The 17,340-nt window shown below is 66.5% G+C and carries 15 protein-coding genes; 9 read left to right on the top strand and 6 right to left on the bottom strand.

The window, feature by feature from the left end; genetic code table 11:
• Positions 1-27: 27 nt before the first annotated feature.
• Complete coding sequence (locus N825_RS27455; protein ID WP_198038918.1) at positions 28-906, top strand: thermonuclease family protein; 879 nt, start codon at positions 28-30, stop codon at positions 904-906.
• 145 nt (positions 907-1,051) lie between these two features.
• On the opposite strand, the gene clpX is transcribed toward N825_RS27455, so the two are convergent.
• Positions 1,052-2,296 (bottom strand): ATP-dependent Clp protease ATP-binding subunit ClpX, encoded by a 1,245-nt coding sequence (clpX, locus tag N825_RS27450; RefSeq protein ID WP_037459042.1) that lies wholly within the window; start codon positions 2,294-2,296, stop codon positions 1,052-1,054.
• Positions 2,297-2,704: 408 nt separating this feature from the next.
• Here clpX and N825_RS27445 point away from each other — a divergent pair, with 408 nt between their 5' ends.
• On the top strand, positions 2,705-4,606 hold the full coding sequence (locus N825_RS27445; RefSeq protein WP_051513283.1) for an adenylate/guanylate cyclase domain-containing protein: 1,902 nt from the start codon (positions 2,705-2,707) through the stop codon (positions 4,604-4,606).
• A 67-nt stretch (positions 4,607-4,673) separates the two neighbouring features.
• Here the strand turns inward: N825_RS27445 and htpG are convergent, their stop codons facing one another.
• Entirely contained in the window at positions 4,674-6,551 is a 1,878-nt protein-coding gene (gene htpG, locus N825_RS27440) for a molecular chaperone HtpG (protein ID WP_037459041.1), read from the bottom strand.
• 220 nt (positions 6,552-6,771) lie between these two features.
• Here htpG and N825_RS27435 point away from each other — a divergent pair, with 220 nt between their 5' ends.
• Positions 6,772-9,321, top strand: a complete 2,550-nt coding sequence (locus tag N825_RS27435; RefSeq protein ID WP_051513281.1) for a helicase-related protein — start codon at positions 6,772-6,774, stop codon at positions 9,319-9,321.
• An 18-nt stretch (positions 9,322-9,339) separates the two neighbouring features.
• Complete coding sequence (locus tag N825_RS27430; RefSeq protein WP_051513279.1) at positions 9,340-9,759, top strand: RNA-binding S4 domain-containing protein; 420 nt, start codon at positions 9,340-9,342, stop codon at positions 9,757-9,759.
• 17 nt (positions 9,760-9,776) lie between these two features.
• Here the strand turns inward: N825_RS27430 and N825_RS27425 are convergent, their stop codons facing one another.
• Positions 9,777-10,394: a DUF938 domain-containing protein gene (locus N825_RS27425; protein ID WP_342666052.1), complete on the bottom strand. Its 618-nt coding sequence runs from the start codon at positions 10,392-10,394 to the stop codon at positions 9,777-9,779.
• A gap of 159 nt (positions 10,395-10,553) precedes the next feature.
• Here N825_RS27425 and N825_RS27420 point away from each other — a divergent pair, with 159 nt between their 5' ends.
• The 5 genes from N825_RS27420 to N825_RS27400 all read left to right on the top strand — a co-directional run bounded on the left by N825_RS27420 (position 10,554) and on the right by N825_RS27400 (position 14,367).
• On the top strand, positions 10,554-11,030 hold the full coding sequence (locus N825_RS27420) for a tellurite resistance TerB family protein (RefSeq protein WP_245613249.1): 477 nt from the start codon (positions 10,554-10,556) through the stop codon (positions 11,028-11,030).
• Between the two features lie 93 nt (positions 11,031-11,123).
• Positions 11,124-11,462 (top strand): ferredoxin FdxA, encoded by a 339-nt coding sequence (gene fdxA, locus N825_RS27415; RefSeq protein WP_037459038.1) that lies wholly within the window; start codon positions 11,124-11,126, stop codon positions 11,460-11,462.
• A gap of 341 nt (positions 11,463-11,803) precedes the next feature.
• Positions 11,804-12,307, top strand: a complete 504-nt coding sequence (locus N825_RS27410; RefSeq protein ID WP_037459037.1) for a CarD family transcriptional regulator — start codon at positions 11,804-11,806, stop codon at positions 12,305-12,307.
• Between the two features lie 169 nt (positions 12,308-12,476).
• Positions 12,477-13,307, top strand: coding sequence for a metallophosphoesterase family protein (locus N825_RS27405; RefSeq protein ID WP_037459036.1), 831 nt, complete (start codon positions 12,477-12,479; stop codon positions 13,305-13,307).
• Between the two features lie 172 nt (positions 13,308-13,479).
• The gene (locus N825_RS27400) at positions 13,480-14,367 is read left to right on the top strand and encodes an RNA polymerase factor sigma-32 (protein WP_037459035.1); all 888 of its coding nucleotides are present in this window, start codon (positions 13,480-13,482) and stop codon (positions 14,365-14,367) included.
• A 34-nt stretch (positions 14,368-14,401) separates the two neighbouring features.
• Here N825_RS27400 and N825_RS27395 read toward each other — a convergent pair whose 3' ends face one another.
• The 3 genes from N825_RS27395 to atpD form a co-directional block, all read right to left on the bottom strand.
• Positions 14,402-15,223, bottom strand: a complete 822-nt coding sequence (locus tag N825_RS27395) for an acyl-ACP desaturase (RefSeq protein WP_037459033.1) — start codon at positions 15,221-15,223, stop codon at positions 14,402-14,404.
• Positions 15,224-15,345: 122 nt separating this feature from the next.
• On the bottom strand, positions 15,346-15,762 hold the full coding sequence (locus tag N825_RS27390; protein WP_037459031.1) for a F0F1 ATP synthase subunit epsilon: 417 nt from the start codon (positions 15,760-15,762) through the stop codon (positions 15,346-15,348).
• 80 nt (positions 15,763-15,842) lie between these two features.
• Entirely contained in the window at positions 15,843-17,306 is a 1,464-nt protein-coding gene (gene atpD, locus N825_RS27385; RefSeq protein ID WP_051513278.1) for a F0F1 ATP synthase subunit beta, read from the bottom strand.
• Positions 17,307-17,340: the final 34 nt, after the last annotated feature.

Genomic DNA, 17,340 nt, shown 5'->3' with positions numbered 1-17,340 from the left:
ATGAGGGGCCGTATGATGTGGAGCGGAATGAAGTCTATGGGACGCCGGACACCGTGGCAAAGCCGCGATGCCGGGGCAATCGAAAAAGGATTGGTCAAGGCTGGCTTGGCCACCCTGATGGCGCTGCTGTTGCTGGCCTGGATCACGCCGGCCATGGCCCAATCATCCCGCGACACCGGCAAGGCCGGAGTGGGTACAGGTCTGGTCAAGGGCGAAACCGCCAAGGTCGTCGAGGTGATCGACGGCGATACGGTGACGCTCGATAGCGGCGTGGAGGTTCGGCTGGTCGGCATCCAGGCACCGAAGCTGCCGCTCAACCGTCCCAACTTCAAGGAATGGCCACTGGCCCGCGAAGCCAAGGAGGAGTTGGAGAAGCTGGTGCTGGGCCAGCGCGTCACCCTGTGGTACGGCGGCGCGCGGGGTGATCGGCATGGACGTACGCTGGCCCATCTGAAGACCGATGACGGCACCTGGGCGCAAGGCGAGATGCTGGGCCGGGGCTTGGCCCGCGTCTACACCTTTCCCGACAACCGGGCGGCCGCAGACGAATTGCTCGACCGCGAGGCGTCGGCCCGCAAGGCCAAGTTCGGCATCTGGGCGCTGGGCTATTACAAGGTCCAGGACGCGGACGGGAAAGTCGGCCCGCCCGACACGTACCAGCTGGTCGAAGGTACGGTCACCAAGGTGGCCAACGTACGGGGCCGGGTCTTCCTGAATTTCGGCACGGATTACCGCAAGGACTTCACCGCGACGATCTCACCCCGCGATGTCCGGGTCTTCACGTCAAGCGGCCTGGATCCGGCGGCGCTTAATGGCAAGCGCGTCCGCCTGCGCGGCTGGCTTTATGACCGCAATGGTCCGGCGATGGACGTCACGCATCCGGAACAAGTCGAGCTGCTGGAGTGAGGATGAGTGCGATTTTGGGTTTAACTTTATGACCAGCACCCGACCTACGACCCCTGACAAATCACAGTGATCAGAACACGAAAAACCCCTCCGCCTTGTGGCGGAGGGGTTTTTCGGGTCGCCCATCTCGATTAGGCCGTGTCGTTCAGGCCGTGCGGCGCTGGGACAGCAGGCGGAGTGGCTTGGACTTGCCTTCGACGGCCTCGCGGTTGATCACGACGCTGTCGACTCCGGTCATGCCGGGCAGTTCGAACATGATGTCCAGCAGCACCGCCTCCATGATGGAGCGGAGACCGCGGGCGCCGGTCTTGCGCATCATCGCCTTGCGGGCGATTGCGGCCAGGGCGTCCTCGGTGAATTCGAGGCTGACCTGCTCCAGCTCGAACAGCCGCTGGTACTGCTTGACCAGGGCGTTCTTCGGCTCGGTCAGCACCTTGATCAGGGCCGACTCGTCCAAGTCCTCCAGGGTCGCGACCACCGGAAGGCGGCCGACGAACTCCGGGATCATGCCAAACTTGAGCAGGTCCTCGGGCTCGACCTCGCGCAGCAACTCGCCGATGCCACGCTCGTCCGGTCCCTTCACATCCGCGCCGAAGCCCATGACGGTGCCGCGGTTGCGCTGTGCTATGACCCGATCCAGCCCGGCGAAGGCGCCGCCGCAGATGAACAGGATGTTCGAGGTGTCGACCTGGATGAACTCCTGGCCGGGATGCTTGCGGCCGCCCTGGGGCGGAACCGAGCAGACGGTGCCCTCGACGATCTTCAGAAGGGCTTGCTGGACACCCTCGCCCGACACGTCGCGGGTGATCGAGGTGTTCTCGCCCTTCCGGGAGATCTTGTCGATCTCGTCGATGTAGACGATGCCGCGCTGCGCCCGCTCGACATTGTAGTCGGCGGCCTGGAGCAGCTTGAGGACGATGTTCTCGACATCCTCACCGACATAGCCGGCCTCGGTCAGCGTGGTCGCGTCGGCGACGGCGAAGGGCACGTCGATGATGCGGGCCAGCGTCTGGGCGAGCAACGTCTTGCCCGAGCCGGTCGGGCCCAGCAGCAGGACGTTGGACTTGGCGATTTCGACATCGCCCCGTCCGGCGCCGGCTCCGTTGGCGAGGCGCTTGTAGTGGTTGTGCACCGCTACGGCCAACACCTTCTTCGCTTGCGCCTGTCCGATGACATAGCTGTCGAGCGTCGCCGCGATCTCCCTCGGCGCCGGTGTGCCGACCGACTTGGTGTCCCGCTCCTTGTTCTCCTCGCGAATGATGTCGATGCACAGATCGACACATTCGTTGCAGATGAACACGGCGGGGCCGGCGATCAGCTTGACCACTTCATGCTGGCTTTTGCCGCAGAAGGAGCAGTAGAGGGTCTGGTTCGAGTGTTCTTTCGTCATATCCGGGCTGTACCTTGGTCCCTGCGAGCAACCGGAACTGCATCACGACTCGATGCGGCGAAGCGGTGTGGATTATCCGCGTCTATCCACAATGTATGGTGCATCCCCAACAGTTAACAGTTCCGAGGTGGATTTTCTGAGTGGAAGGTCCCAGCCTGTTGCAGCACTGCACGATCATACCAGTCCTGCACACCTTTCACGCCAGCGTCAACACGACGCATGACATAGGACACAACGCTCGTGTACGCGGAACGGTGTGCCATGACACGCAGGACACGTTACCACGGCTATCGGAACGCGCCATCATTCAATTCCTTCCCGGGCGTTGAACGGCCAGTCTACTTGGGATGATTCTACTTGGTATGATCGCGATTGCCGTCCCAGCCCCATCCGAGTAAGTTCCGGTCCATGACCGAAGCGGCCACCGACGCGGCGACACCTTTGGTCGTCTCCCCCGCCAACTCGATCCTTGGACACTCGACCGGGCGCCGCCGTCGGCTGCGCCTGCCGATCGCCGCCGTGCTGGTGGCGGGTTTCGGGACCTTGATGCTGGCCGCCGTGGCGAGCGTCCTCATCCTGGGACTGAGCAGCGCCGGGCGCAACACCTTTGCCCTCCTGAACGACAAGGCCGATCTCGCGATCGACAGCGTCGTGGTGCGGGTACGCCATCAACTCGATCCGGCGCGCGACCAGATCACGTATCTGAGCGCGCTGATCGAAAGCGGAAAACTCGACCCGAACGACCAGAAGGCGATGCGGGACACGTTGAGGGGCGCTTTGGCGGCAACCCCCCAGGTCACGGGTGTGGGATTTTCGCCTCTCAATCAGGTAATCATCCGAGCCGGCAGAATCAACGGCGAGATGATCGAGTCGACGCTCGACCTTTCAACCTCGGCCGAGATGACCGCGTTCATGGCCGAGGCCAGGGAGCGGCAGGGTCCCTATTGGGCCGAGCCGGTCTGGTCGCCCGAGGCGAAGACGACCCTGTTGACGCTGCGCATGGCGGTGCGGCGCGACGACCGCTTCATCGGCATGCTGATCGTCGCGGTATCGGTCGGGGACCTGTCGCGCTTCCTGTCGGAACTATACGTCGACGAGGGATTGAGCGCGTTCGTCCTGTACGATCGCGAGCACGTGCTGGCCCATCAGGCGCTGCGCTACAAGGAGTTCGATTTCTCCAAGCCGGCGGGACTGCCGCTGCCGCGGATCGATCAGGTCGACGATCCGGTGCTCGCCAGCCTGTGGCGGAACGGCCGGCCCGCCGACGCCTTCGCGATTCCAGGACGCAATTCGGCCAACGCGCAGGTGGTCGAGATCGGCGACGACAGCCACCTGTTCCTGCTGCGCCCCCTGGAAGGCTACGGCGCCCAGCCCCTGACCGTCGGCATCAACTATCGGCTGGATGAGGTCGGCGTCGAGATCGAGCGCCTGTGGATGACGGGATTGGTCGGCTTCGGCATCCTGCTGGTGTCGGTCGGCACCGCCCTGTGGATCGGCCGCGCGATCAGCCACCAGATCGGCAGGCTGGCCGCCGCCGCCGCCAGCGTCAGCGCGCTGGACTTCCGGGGCGCCCCCACCCTGCCCGACAGCCGGTTCCGCGAGCTGGCGAACGCGGCGGACGCCTTCAACGCCATGGTCGCGGGGCTGCGCTGGTTCGAGACCTATGTTCCGAAGGGGCTGGTGCTGCGCCTGATCCGGCGTGGCTCGCGGGGAGGCGACGCCAGCGGGCTCGCCTCGGAGGAACGGCAGGTGACGGTGATGTTCACCGATATCCGGGGCTTCAGCAATCTGGCGGAGGATCTGGGCGCCGCCGAGACCGCCGCCCTGCTGAACAGCCACTTCACGCTGCTGGCGTCCTGCATCGAGGCGGAGGGCGGCACCGTCGACAAGTTCATCGGCGACGCCGTGATGGCGTTCTGGGGCGCTCCCGAGATCCAGCACGACCACGCTGCCCGGGCGCTCCGCGCGGCCCACGCCATCGCCATCGCGCTGCGGGCCGACAACGTCAAGCGCCGCGCCGTCGGACTGCCGGCGGTGCGGGTCCGCGTCGGCCTGCACAGCGGGCCGGTCGTGGTCGGCAATATCGGCTCGGCCAGCCGGATCAACTACACGATCGTCGGCGACAGCGTGAACACGGCGGCGCGAATCGAGGAATTGGGCGCCGGCTTGCAGGGCGACGCCGAGATCATCGTCCTCGTGGGATCCACCACGGCCGCCGAGAGCGGCGGCTGCGTGACCCTGGCACCGATCGGGGCCAAGAGCCTGCGCGGCCGCAGCGGACAGCTGGACGTCTTCCGGCTGGAGGTCTGAGCCCAACGAAAACGGCCACCGGGATGGGTGATCACCCCGGTGGCCGTCCTTGTTCGAGTCAGCGGGATCAGGCCGCCAGACCCAGCCCCTTCTCCATCACGATCGCCAGACGGCGCGAGAACGCGGCGGGATCGGGGATCGGCTCACCCTCGACGATGCGCGCCTGATCGAGCAGCAGCCACGCGATGTCGGAGATGCCGGCGGCGGCACCCTCCTTCGCGGCCAGATCGGTCAGCCGGCGGATCAGCGGATGGGTTGGGTTGACTTCCAGGATCCGCTTGGCGCCACCATCGAGCTGGCGGTGCTGCTTCAGCAGGCGCTCCAGGTGCATGTCCATGTCACCCTCGTCCGCCACCAGACAGACGGGGCTGTCGGTCAGCCGCTCGGAGATCCGAACGTCCTTGACCGCCTCGGCCAGGGTCAGCTTGATCGCGGCGACCAGGCTGCCCAGGTCGTTCTCGGCCGGCTTCTCCTGGTCCTTCTCGGGCTCGCTCTCGGCCTTGATGCGGGACAGGTCGGCGCCGCCGCGGGTGACCGACTTGAACTTCTTGCCCTGGTACTCGGCGACCGAGGGGATCCAGAACTCGTCGACCGGGTCGGTCAGCAGCAGAACCTCGACGCCCCGCGCCTTGAAGCCCTCGATCTGCGGGCTGCGGCGCAGCGACTCGATGTCGTCGCCGGTGATGTGGAAGATCGCGTCCTGCCCCTCCTTCATCCGACCGATGTAGTCGTCCAGCGACACCAATCCCTCGGCGCCGGTCGAGCGGAAGCGCATCAGCTTGGTCAACTGCTCGCGGTGCTCGTAGTCCTCGTACAGGCCTTCCTTCAGCACCGCGCCGAAGTTCTCCCAGAACTCGGCGTAGCTGTCGGCCTGCTCGGGATCCTCCGCCTTCTTGGTCAGGTCGCCCAGGACCCGGCGCACGATGCCGGCGCGGATCTTGGCCAGCATGGGATTGTGCTGGAGCATCTCGCGGCTGATGTTGAGCGGGAGATCCTCGCTGTCGACCACGCCGCGCAGGAAGCGCAGGTACGGCGGCACCAGACCCTCGGCCTCGTCGGTGATGAAGACGCGCTTGACGTACAGCTTCACCCGATGGCGCCGGTCGGGGTTGAACAGGTCGAACGGCTTGGCCGACGGCACGAACAGCAGGCTGGTGTATTCGATCTTGCCCTCGGCCCGCCAGTGCAGCGTCAGCCAGGGGTCGTCGAAGGCGTGGCCGACGTGGTGGTAGAACTCCTTGTACTCGTCGGGCGTGATCTCGTTCCGCGAGCGGGTCCACAGCGCCGACGCCTTGTTGAGCGCCTGGGCGTCGTCGCCGGTGCCGAGCAGGATCGGCAAGGCGATGTGGTCGCTGTACTTCTGGACGATCCGGCGCAGCCGCTGCTCGTCCAGGAACTCGCCCTCGTCGTCCTTGAGGTGCAGCACGACGCGGGTGCCGCGCGCGACGTCGTCGGCCTCGCTGACGGTGAACTCGCCGCGGCCGTCGGACACCCAGCGCCAGCCCTGGCTCTCGCCGGCCTTGCGGCTGAGGACCTCGACCCGGGTCGACACCATGAAGGCGGAATAGAAGCCGACGCCGAACTGGCCGATCAGGCCGACGTCCTTCTTGTCGTCGCCGGTCAGCTTGTTCATGAAGGCGGCGGTGCCCGACCGCGCGATGGTGCCGAGATTCTCGATCAGATCCTCGCGGTTCATGCCGACACCGTTGTCGGCCACCGTCAGGGTCTTGGCGTCGGCGTCGGTCACCAGGCGGATCTTGAGGTCGGGATCGTCAGCCGAAAGCTCGGGCTGGGTCAGGGCGGCATAGCGCAGACGGTCGCAGGCGTCGGAGGCGTTCGAGATCAGCTCGCGCAGGAACACCTCCTTCTCGCTGTAGAGGGAGTGCGCGACCATGTCGAGCAGGCGGCTGACCTCGGCCTGAAAACTGAGCCGTTCCTCGGACATTTTGGTATCACCTTCGGAAGTAGGTTTGGTGCGAATATGCGCCAGATATGTGAAAGGCCGCGAACACCTGCAACCCTATTCGGGTCGGCGTCGACGATTAGAATCAGGGCGATCGAGGGGAGTGCGGCGCCTTGTCCCATTCCCGGGCCCGGTCCGGTTCCTCCGGCACCCGCGATCACGCCTCTTGCAATGCGGCACGTCAGGGCCAATGCTCTCCCCCATGAGCGCAGCATCTTCTGGCGGGGCCTCCCAGTACCAGGGGCGGGTGACCGCCGTTCTTGGGCCGACCAACACCGGGAAGACCTTTCTCGCGATCGAGCGGATGCTGGGCTACCGCTCCGGCATGATCGGGTTCCCCCTGCGCCTCCTCGCGCGTGAGAACTACGAGAAGATCGTCAAGGCCAAGGGCCGCCACGCGGTGGCGCTGGTCACCGGCGAGGAGAAGATCATCCCGCCGCGCGCGACGTATTTCGTCTGCACCGTGGAATCGATGCCGCTGGACCGGCCGGTCGCCTTCCTGGCGGTGGACGAGATCCAGCTCTGCGCCGATCCCGAGCGCGGCCACATCTTCACGGAACGGCTGCTGCACGCGCGGGGCATGGATGAGACCATGTTCCTGGGCGCCGACACGATCCGGCCGCTGATCCAGAAGCTGGTGCCGCGCGTCGAGTTCATCAGCCGGCCGCGCTTCTCGTCGCTGACCTATGCCGGGCACAAGAAGCTGACGCGGCTGCCGCCCCGCTCGGCCGTGGTCGCCTTCTCCGCCACCGACGTCTACACCATGGCCGAGCTGATCCGGCGCCAGCGTGGCGGCACCGCCGTGGTGCTGGGAGCCCTCAGTCCGCGCACCCGGAACGCTCAAGTGGCGCTCTATCAGGCCGGCGAGGTCGATTACCTGGTCGCGACCGACGCGATCGGCATGGGGCTGAACATGGATGTCGACCATGTCGCCTTCGCCCGGCTGACCAAGTTCGACGGCCACGCGCCGCGCCGCCTGCGCCCGAACGAGATCGCCCAGATCGCCGGGCGGGCCGGCCGCCACATGACCGACGGCACTTTCGGCACCACCGCCGACCTCAACGGCCTGGACGCGGAGACGATCGACGCGGTCGAGAACCACAAGTTCGAGTCGCTGAAGGCCATCATGTGGCGCAACACCGCGCTGCGCTTCGAGAACCCGACCGTCCTGATCAAGAGCCTGGAGGAACGCCCGGCCCGGCCGGAGCTGATGCGGGTGCGCGACGCCGACGACCACCTGTCGCTGCTGGCCCTGTCGCGCGACCCGGAGATCGCGGCCAAGGCGACCAACCGGGCGGCGGTCCGGCTGCTGTGGGAGGTCTGCCAGATCCCAGACTTCCGCAAGGTGCTGTCCGACGCCCACACCCGCCTGCTGTCCCAGATCTACAGGCACCTGATGACTCCGGAGGCGCGCCTGCCGGAGGACTGGGTCGCCAAGCAGGTGGCGCGGATGGACAAGACCGAGGGCGACATCGACACGCTGGTCTCGCGCATCTCCCACATCCGGACCTGGACCTACATCTCCAACCGGCCGGACTGGCTGACCGACCCCAAGCATTGGCAGGAGCGGTCGCGGGAGATCGAGGACAAGCTGTCCGACGCCCTGCACGAGCGGCTGACCCAGCGGTTCGTCGACCGCCGCTCCGCCGTGCTGGCCCGCACGCTGGCCGGCGGCGGCGAGTTGCTGGCCGCCGTCACCGCCGCCGGCGAGGTGCTGGTCGAGGGCCACCATGTCGGCCGGCTGGAGGGCTTCCACTTCACGCTCGACCCCGAGGTGCGGGAGGACGACGTCCGCGCCTTCATGAGCGCCACGCGGCGGGCGCTCCGCGACGAGATCGGCCGCCGGGTCCGGCTGCTGGAACAGGCGGGCGACGACAAGATCGAACTGCGGCCCGACGGCGTGCTGTGCTGGGACGGCCATCCCGTGGCGCGGCTGGGGCCGGGCACCTCGGTGCTGACCCCGGCGGTGACCCCCCTGCACGACGAGCTGTTCGAGTCGGGACAACGCGACAAGGTGCGGGCGCGGCTGGGCCGCTGGCTCGACCAGTTCATCAAGGACCGGCTGGCGCCGCTGTTCGCCCTGCGCGGGGCGGACCTGTCCGGCACGGCGCGCGGGCTGGCCTTCCAACTGGCCGAATCGCTGGGCGGCCTCGCCCGGCCCGGCCTGGAGCCGCTGATCGCCGGGCTCGGCAAGGCCGACCGGCAGGCGCTGAACAAGCTGGGCGTCCGGCTGGCGACCAGCCAAGTCTTCATGCCGGCGCTGATCAAGCCGCGCGCGGTCGATCTGCGTGGCTTGCTGTGGGCGGTTTCGCATGGCGGCCCCATGGCGATGCCGCTGCCGCCGCCGACCCCGCCCGCCGGCCGGGTCTCGGTCGCGACCGACGCGGTGCCGCCGGACTTCTGGGAGGCGGTGGGCTATCCGCCCAAGGGGCCGCGCGCGGTCCGCGCCGACATCCTGGAGCGGTTCGAGCGCGAGCTTCACAAGCGGAGCGGCGAAGGGCCGTTGACCTCGGCGCCCGATCTCGCCCAGATGATCGGCAGCACGCCCCAGGACCTGGAGGGCGTGCTGGCCGCGATGGGCTATCGCCGGCACGAGGGCGAGGATGGCGCCGTCACGTGGCGGCGCGGCCGTCCAGCCGGGCCGGGACGGAACCGGAAAGGGCCGCGCCGGGGCGCCCCGGCCAAGCCGCGCGCCGAGGGCTCCACCGATTCGCCCTTCGCGAAGCTGAGACAGATCGAGTTCATCCGATGACGACGGACGAAGAGGGCCATGGCTGAGGACGAGGATGACGCCGCCGCCACCGAGACGGCGCTGGAGCTGGCTTCGGGCCGGCTGAGGCTGGACAAATGGCTTTGGTATGCCCGCTTCTTCAAGACCCGCAGTCTCGCCGCCAAGCTGTGCGCCGCCGGCGCCGTCCGGATCGGGGGAACGCCGGTCACCAAGGCGCACCACGCGGTCAAGCCCGGCGATGTCCTGACCTTCGCCCAGGGACGCCACATCCGGATCATCAAGGTGCTGGCCCTGGCGGCGCGGCGCGGGCCGGCCCCCGAGGCGCGGGCGCTCTACGAGGACCTGTCGCCGCCGGCGCCCGAGACGGCGATGCCGCGCTCCGCCGAGCGGGCACCCGGTTCCGGCCGGCCGACCAAGGCGGACCGCCGGGCGACCGAGCGCCTGCGGACCGAGTCCTGACGCTTCAAGCCGGACCGTCAGCCCCGCCTGAACACGACCGACAGGTTGTTGGCCGGCATCTCGATGACCTCGTCCAGCGTCAGCCCGGCCTCGGCCGCGGCGACGCGCACATCCTCCAACTCGCGCACACCCCAGTCGGGGTTCTGGGCGCGCAGCGACTGGTCGAAGTCCTCGTTGCTGGCGGCGGTATGGCGTCCGTCGCGCTTGTAGGGGCCGTAGAGGTAGAGCGGCGCTCCCGTCGGCAGGGTGCGCCCCGCACCGGCCATCAGGCCCAGCGTCGCGGCCCAGGGCGAGATGTGGATCATGTTGACGCAGACGATCGCGTCGGCATGGGTGACCGGCCACGCCCGCGCGGCCGCGTCGAGGTTGGCCGGCGCCGTGACGTTGGTGACGCCGCTCTCGGCGATCCAGGCGCGGATGCTGGCCCGGTTGTCCGGATCGGGATCGGTCGGGTGCCAAATCAGCTCGGGCAGGGAGCCGGCCAGGAAGACGGCGTGCTCGCCACTGCCACTGGCGATCTCCAGCACGGTGCCGGTGGCGGGAAGCACCTCGCGCAGCACAGCCAGGATGGGATCCCGGTTGCGCTGGGTCGCCGGGGCGTAACGGCGTGGATCTGGGCCGGCTGCGGTCATCATGGGCGGCAGGCTAGTGCGTCGGGGGCCGCAGGGCAAGCGTCAGGAAGGGGTCGTCGGCGAGGTGTTCGGCAACCATCTACGGGATAAGGGACTTTAACTCTCCGTAGTGACGGCAACGACTGGATCCTGGGAATGTTCGCTCGATTGAAGGCACTTTTGATGGACGACGGCGATGCGGGCCAGCGGGCCGGCCGCCGATCGCGCGACGAGGTGCAACTGGCCGCCGCCACCCTGCTGGTCGAGGCGGCCCGGATGGATGATGAGATCGGCGGCCCCGAGCGGAAGCGCATCCTGTCCCTGCTGGAGGGACGCTTCTCGCTGACGGAAACTGAGGCGGTGGACCTGCTGGAGGCGGCCGAGACGGTTTCGGACGGCCCCGCGCAGTGGCATCGCTTCACCTCGACCCTGAAGGACCGCTTTTCCGACGAGGAGCGCATCCAGATGATTGAAATGCTCTGGGAAGTGGTCTACGCCGATGGCGAACTTCATGATCTGGAGGCGAGCCTCTTGCGCAGGGTGGGTGGACTGCTCTACGTCTCCGACCGCGACCGTGGAGCGGCTCGGATGCGTGTCCTCGACCGGCTGGGCATCTCCGATTCGACCATCGAGGCGCCGACCGGGGACACCTCGATCTAGGGACCTCCGGCCGCGACCGAAACACATGAGATGGCACGGTGCCCGGCTGGATGGCCGATCCGGGCGCCTGAAGAGGAAAAAGGGAAAGCGAGCATGCCCTACGTCGTCACCGAGCAATGCATCAAGTGCAAATATACCGACTGCGTCGAGGTGTGCCCCGTCGATTGCTTCTACGAGGGTGACAACATGCTTGTCATCCACCCGGACGAATGCATCGACTGCGGCGTGTGCGAGCCGGAATGCCCGGCCGAGGCGATCATTCCGGATACCGAGACCGATGCCGAGAAGTGGCTGGAGCTGAACCGCGAATACTCCCTGCAATGGCCGAACCTGACGCGCAAGAAGGACGCGCTGCCGGAAGCCGAGGAGTTCAAGGGCGCCGCGGACAAGTTCGAGAAGTTCTTCAAGCCGGAGCCCGGCACCGGTAACTGAAGGTAGGGGCTGGCGACCCCGGTCCCGGACCGGAGGTCGCGCCCATCCATTCCGCCATGCGATTTACGCAGGGCCGCCATCGGGCGGGCGGCGGACGACTGTCTATGACCAACACGTTATATCTTTGTAACGTCCTGCTCACTTCCTATATAATGGCGGCCCTGAGCCCGGCTGTTTTTTCGCGCGTGCCGGGCTTTGCGATGCTCCAGGCTTGAATTGCCGATTTTGTCGGCCCCAACCTAAAGTAGGGGACGGATAACGGTTTTTCAGCCTTTCGTTGTCCCGAGACATCCGGCCGGGACAGCCGGATGCCAGCGAGCGTGAAGTGAGAGCCAATAGGAATGATGAACAAGCTTGAGTTCACGGCCGGTGATTTCGTCGTATACCCGGCCCACGGGGTCGGTCGCGTCGAGGGAATCGAGACGCACCATATCGCCGGCCAAACCGTGACGCTTTACGCCATCACCTTCGAGAAGGAGCGCATGACGCTGAAGGTGCCGGTGGGTAAGGCCAAGGACTCAGGTCTCCGCCGCCTCAGTTCCAAGGATCGGATCAAGGTGGCTCTCGACACCCTTCAGGGACGTTCCCGCGCCCGCCGCGCCATGTGGAGCCGCCGCGCCCAGGAATACGAGGCCAAGATCAACTCCGGCGATCCTGTCTCGATCGCCGAGGTTGTCCGTGACCTCTATCGCGGCAGCGACCAGCCCGACCAGTCCTATAGCGAACGCCAGATCTATCAGGCCGCGCTGGAGCGGCTGGCCCGCGAGCTGGCCGCCGTCGAGAAGATCGACGAGAACAAGGCGACCGAGCGGCTCGAGGCCGTGCTGACCAAGACCGCCGCCTGATCCGAAACGCGATACGGCTGTCGAAAGCCGGGCCGGAATCCGGGACAAACGCCGGGGATGCAACGAACAATCCCCGGCCACTCCCTTTTCTCCGCTTTTGCTCGCCTCTCCGTACGCCTAAACTCCGGCCACAGTCCACGCCGGACCGGAGTAGCGTTTACGCGTCCTGATGCAAGACAATCAGAAATTCGCAGATATCGGCCAGCCGAAACGGATCTGGGCCGTCGGTGCCATCCATGGCGACGTGGACCGCTTGGCGGCACTGCATTCCGACATCGCCCGCCGCTTCACGCCGGGTGACCGTCTCGTCTACACCGGCAACATGATCGGCCGCGGCGAAGCGGTGCGCGAGACCATGGATGAACTGCTGGCGTTCCGCAGGGCGCTGATCGCCATGCCGGGCATGCTGGCCGAGGACGTGGTTTACCTGCGCGGCGCGCAAGAGGAGATGTGGCAGAAGCTGCTTCAGCTGCAATTCGCTCCCGACCCCGCCGTCGTCCTCCGGTGGATGCTGCGCCAGGGAGCGGATGCCACCTTGCGGGCCTATGGCGGCAATCCCGACTATGGATTGGCCGCCGCCCGGGATGGAGCCGTGGCACTGACGCGGTGGACCAACAGCCTGCGGGGCGGCATGCGCTCGGCCCCTGGTCACGAAAACGTGATGAGCGCCCTCAGGCGCGCCGCCTATACCAGCCTGCCGGGTGAAAACCCGCCGGAGCGCGTCCCGGCCGGTGTGCTGCTGGTCGCGTCGGGGATCGAGACATCTAGGCCGCTGGGCGCGCAAGGCGACACGTTCTGGTGGGGCGGCAACGGCTTCGCGCGTATCGACCGTCCCTATGACCAGTTCCGCCGCATCGTCCGCGGTTATGACCCCGGACGCGGTGGTATCAACGCTGGTGACTTCACCGCCACGCTCGACGGCGGCTGCGGCTTCGGCGGCCCCTTGGTCTGCGGTTGCCTGACCGCGTCGGGCGAGATCCTGGAACTGATCGAGGTTTGAGCGATCCGAGGTTATCGGTTCGGCCGGTCAAAAAATCTTCTTCCCCCGAGTGATCCAAAGCCTTCGAGGCGTCGTAGATCATGCAACAGACGACACCAGACGCTGTTCACCCTGCCTGAAGGATAGGGCCATCGTCTCGGTCGCTCGTCCATCAGGGGAAGGGCACACGACGATGGCGCATATCGATGACCCGGAAACCCAGCGGGCCAACCTCACCTTCATCAAAGCCTCCATGCGGGAACCGCTCCTTTCCCGCGACCATGAATTCGATCTGGCGCGCAGCTGGCGCGAGGACGGCGACGAGCCAGCCCTTCATGAACTCGTCCGCGCCTATACCCGGCTGGTCGTCTCGACTGCGTCCCGCTTCCGCAACTACGGTCTGCCCATGGGCGATCTGGTCCAGGAAGGCAATGTCGGCCTGATGCAGGCCGCCGCGCGCTTCGAGCCCGATCGCGAGGTGCGGTTCTCCACCTACGCGGCGTGGTGGATCAGGTCGGCGATGCAGGACTACATCCTGCGCAACTGGTCGATCGTCCGCACCGGAACCACCGCCGCCCAAAAGAGCTTGTTCTTCAACCTGCGCCGGCTGCGAGCCAAGATCGACGACGCCTCGAACAACGGCGCCTTGACCCAGGCGGGCCGCGTCAAGATCGCGACCGAGCTGAAGGTCGAGGTTCACGAGGTCGAGGCGATGGAGATGCGTCTGAGCGGTGCCGACCAATCGCTCAACGCCCCCATCAGCGACAGCGGCGAGGACGACTGGCAGGACTTCCTGGCCGACCAGCGGCCGAGTCCCGAGGATGTCGTGATCGGCATGCGCGACAGCGACACCCGTTCGAAGTGGCTGGCCGAAGCCCTGGGCGAGTTGAGCGCCCGCGAACGGACCATCATCGCCCAACGCCGTCTGCGCGATGACGGCGCCACCCTGGAGGAGTTGGGTCGCGAGCTTGGCGTCAGCAAGGAGCGGGTCCGCCAGCTCGAGCACCGCGCGATGCTCAAGCTGAAGGAATCGATGATGCGCCGGGTGGAACTGTCGAGCGACCTGCTGCTGGAACTCTGACCCCGCCTCACGGAGGAAGCCGCCCGCCGGAAGGTCAGGCGGCTTCCTTCGTCAGCTTCTTCAATCTGCTATCCAGATACCACCACGCCATGCGCGTGGCCGCTTTATACAGATGGGTGTGCGGCTTGAGGCCGACCGCCTTGAAGATCATGGCGACGCCGCGATCAACGTGGCTTGGCCGGTAATATGCGTAGGCGCGGCGCATGTAGGCGCGGGTGCAGGTTTCGCGGTCATAGGGTGCGCCGGTCGGATTGGCGGCGTAGTAGGCATAGGCCAACTCGTCATCCTCGGACTCGTTGATGCGACCCAATGCGATGCGCAGCCGGGACAGCCGCCCCAGATCCTCCCGCTCCATGTAGCGTTTCAGATATTGATAGAACAGCTTGTAGTGCCGAAGTTCGTCGGTCGCGATGCGCCGGCAGATCTCCTTGAGCACGGGCTCGTCGGTGGCGTCGCCAAGGGCGGTGTAGTAGGAGCTGGTGCCGGTCTCGACCATGCATCGGGCGATCAACTCGCCGCTGCGGGAGCCCCGGACGGATTGGGAAACCTCCAACTGGATCTTGTAGCCGTCGGTGAACCGCTTGAACGCCGCCTCGAGTGAGAACTCGGGATCGATGATCTCGGCCCATCGGCCGAGTGCCGCGCCATGCTGCACCTCCTCGTCCGCCCAGTCGCGCGCGACTTGCTGGAATTCCGGATCGTCGTTGAAGACGTTGCACAGATATGTGGCGTAGTCCCTGCCGTTGTACTCGACCAGCGCCGCGGCCTTGATGATCTTCAGGATTTCCGCGTCCGCCTTGGATCGGTCGATCTGGTCCCAGGGGAGATCGTCCAGCGTCCAGTGTTTGTAGGCCATTCGTCCTGTGCCGCAGCTTGTTTGCCCAAAAAAACGGATGGCCTGGCCGGTTACCGGCCAGGCCATCAATCCCAGAGTCGCAGATTAGCTCGATATGCCGAAATTACAACGGCATAGCGGGATCAATGGGCGGTGGCGCCGGTGATTGCCTCGAGCTTGGCGCGGGCGATAGCCAGACGGCCTTCGGCCAGGGCGCGGTCGCCGTCGGTCTTGGCGTCGTCGACGTCCTCTCCGGTGTCCTTGACCTCCTGCTCGACGGCGGCGCGGTCAAGTTCGGAGAGGTTGGTCGCCTGCTCGGCCAGCACGGTGCAGCGGGTCTCGGTCACCTCGGCGAAACCGCCGGCGACGAAGATCCGGTCCACGATCCGGTCACCCTCGAAGATATCGATGACGCCAGGACGCACGGTGGTGATCATCGGCGCGTGTCCGGCCAGGACACCGAAGTTACCTTCGCCGCCCGGCACCACGACCATGTCGACCGGCTGGGAAACCAGCAGCTTTTCCGGCGAAACCAGCTCGAACTCGACTTTGTCGGCCATGGATAGCCCTCGTTCCTGAAATGACTTCGACTATGGGGTGGGAGGGCAGCACGACGCGGCCCTCCCCGAGCCCATCGTGCTTACGCGGCCTCGGCGGCCATCTTGCGGGCCTTCTCGACGGCTTCCTCGATCTTGCCGACCATGTAGAAGGCGGCTTCGGGAAGGTGGTCGTACTCGCCGGCGACGATGCCCTTGAAGCCCTTGATCGTGTCTTCCAGACTGACCAGCACGCCCGGGGTGCCCGTGAACACCTCGGCGACGTGGAACGGCTGCGACAGGAAGCGCTGGATCTTGCGGGCGCGGGAAACGACCAGCTTGTCGTCCTCGGACAGCTCGTCCATGCCCAGGATGGCGATGATGTCCTGCAGCGACTTGTAGGTCTGCAGGACCTTCTGGACCGAACGGGCGACCTGGTAGTGCTCGTCACCGACGACGCGCGGGTCGAGGATTCGGCTGGTGCTGTCCAGCGGGTCCACGGCCGGGAAGATCGCCATTTCGGCGATCGAGCGCGACAGCACGGTGGTGGCATCCAAGTGGGCGAACGACGTGGCCGGCGCGGGGTCGGTCAAGTCGTCGGCCGGCACGTAGATGGCCTGCACCGAGGTGATCGAGCCCTTCTTGGTCGAGGTGATCCGCTCCTGCAGGGCGCCCATGTCGGTCGCCAGCGTCGGCTGATATCCCACGGCGGAGGGGATGCGGCCGAGCAGCGCGGACACTTCGGAGCCCGCCTGGGTGAAGCGGAAGATGTTGTCCACGAAGAACAGGACGTCCTGGCCCTCCTCGTCGCGGAAATACTCGGCCAGCGTCAGGCCGGTCAGGCCGACGCGCGCGCGGGCACCCGGCGGCTCGTTCATCTGGCCATAGACCAGGGCCACCTTGGAGCCGGGACCGTCGGTCTTGATGACGCCGCCTTCGATCATCTCGTGGTAGAGGTCGTTGCCCTCGCGGGTCCGCTCGCCCACGCCGGCGAACACCGACACGCCGCCGTGCGCCTTGGCGACGTTGTTGATCAGCTCCATGATCGTGACGGTCTTGCCGACGCCGGCGCCGCCGAACAGGCCGATCTTGCCGCCCTTGGCGTAGGGCGCCAGCAGGTCGATGACCTTGATGCCCGTCACCAGCACCTGGGCCTCGGTCGACTGGTCGACGAAGTCCGGGGCGGAACGGTGGATCGGCAGGGTCTGGGTGTGGCCGACATCGCCACGCTCGTCGATCGGCTCGCCGATCACGTTCAGGATTCGCCCCAAGGTGGCGGGGCCGACCGGGACCGAGATCGGGCTGCCGGTATCCGTGACGGTCTGGCCGCGGACCAAGCCGTCGGTCGTGTCCATCGCGATGGCGCGCACGGTGCTCTCGCCGAGATGCTGGGCGACTTCGAGCACCAGCGTCTTGCCCTCGTTCTTGGTGTGCAGGGCGTTCAGGATCGCCGGCAGCTCGGCCTCGAACTGGACGTCGACGACAGCGCCCGTGATCTGGGTGATCTTGCCGACGGCGTTGCCCGGCGTGGCGACCGGCGTGGTGCTGGACTGGATTGCGGCAGTCATGTGGGTTCGCTCCCTCGGAACCAGATATTCAGTA

The organism is Skermanella stibiiresistens SB22, assembly GCF_000576635.1.
Taxonomy (GTDB): Bacteria; Pseudomonadota; Alphaproteobacteria; order Azospirillales; family Azospirillaceae; genus Skermanella; species Skermanella stibiiresistens.
The sequence above is the reverse complement of the archived record's forward strand: the minus strand, read 5'-3'. Positions and strand labels throughout refer to the sequence as shown.

Bases quoted from the DNA above. Each gene is read 5' to 3' on its own strand.
- N825_RS27390 (WP_037459031.1), bottom strand. From the start codon at position 15,762: ATGGCCGACAAAGTCGAGTTCGAGCTGGTTTCGCCGGAAAAGCTGCTG.
- N825_RS27400 (WP_037459035.1), top strand. From the start codon at position 13,480: ATGGCGCATATCGATGACCCGGAAACCCAGCGGGCCAACCTCACCTTC.
- clpX (WP_037459042.1), bottom strand. From the start codon at position 2,296: ATGACGAAAGAACACTCGAACCAGACCCTCTACTGCTCCTTCTGCGGC.
- N825_RS27455 (WP_198038918.1), top strand. From the start codon at position 28: ATGAAGTCTATGGGACGCCGGACACCGTGGCAAAGCCGCGATGCCGGG.
- N825_RS27435 (WP_051513281.1), top strand. From the start codon at position 6,772: ATGAGCGCAGCATCTTCTGGCGGGGCCTCCCAGTACCAGGGGCGGGTG.
- atpD (WP_051513278.1), bottom strand. From the start codon at position 17,306: ATGACTGCCGCAATCCAGTCCAGCACCACGCCGGTCGCCACGCCGGGC.
- N825_RS27430 (WP_051513279.1), top strand. From the start codon at position 9,340: ATGGCTGAGGACGAGGATGACGCCGCCGCCACCGAGACGGCGCTGGAG.
- N825_RS27405 (WP_037459036.1), top strand. From the start codon at position 12,477: ATGCAAGACAATCAGAAATTCGCAGATATCGGCCAGCCGAAACGGATC.
- N825_RS27445 (WP_051513283.1), top strand. From the start codon at position 2,705: ATGACCGAAGCGGCCACCGACGCGGCGACACCTTTGGTCGTCTCCCCC.
- fdxA (WP_037459038.1), top strand. From the start codon at position 11,124: ATGCCCTACGTCGTCACCGAGCAATGCATCAAGTGCAAATATACCGAC.
- N825_RS27425 (WP_342666052.1), bottom strand. From the start codon at position 10,394: ATGATGACCGCAGCCGGCCCAGATCCACGCCGTTACGCCCCGGCGACC.
- N825_RS27395 (WP_037459033.1), bottom strand. From the start codon at position 15,223: ATGGCCTACAAACACTGGACGCTGGACGATCTCCCCTGGGACCAGATC.
- htpG (WP_037459041.1), bottom strand. From the start codon at position 6,551: ATGTCCGAGGAACGGCTCAGTTTTCAGGCCGAGGTCAGCCGCCTGCTC.
- N825_RS27420 (WP_245613249.1), top strand. From the start codon at position 10,554: ATGGACGACGGCGATGCGGGCCAGCGGGCCGGCCGCCGATCGCGCGAC.
- N825_RS27410 (WP_037459037.1), top strand. From the start codon at position 11,804: ATGATGAACAAGCTTGAGTTCACGGCCGGTGATTTCGTCGTATACCCG.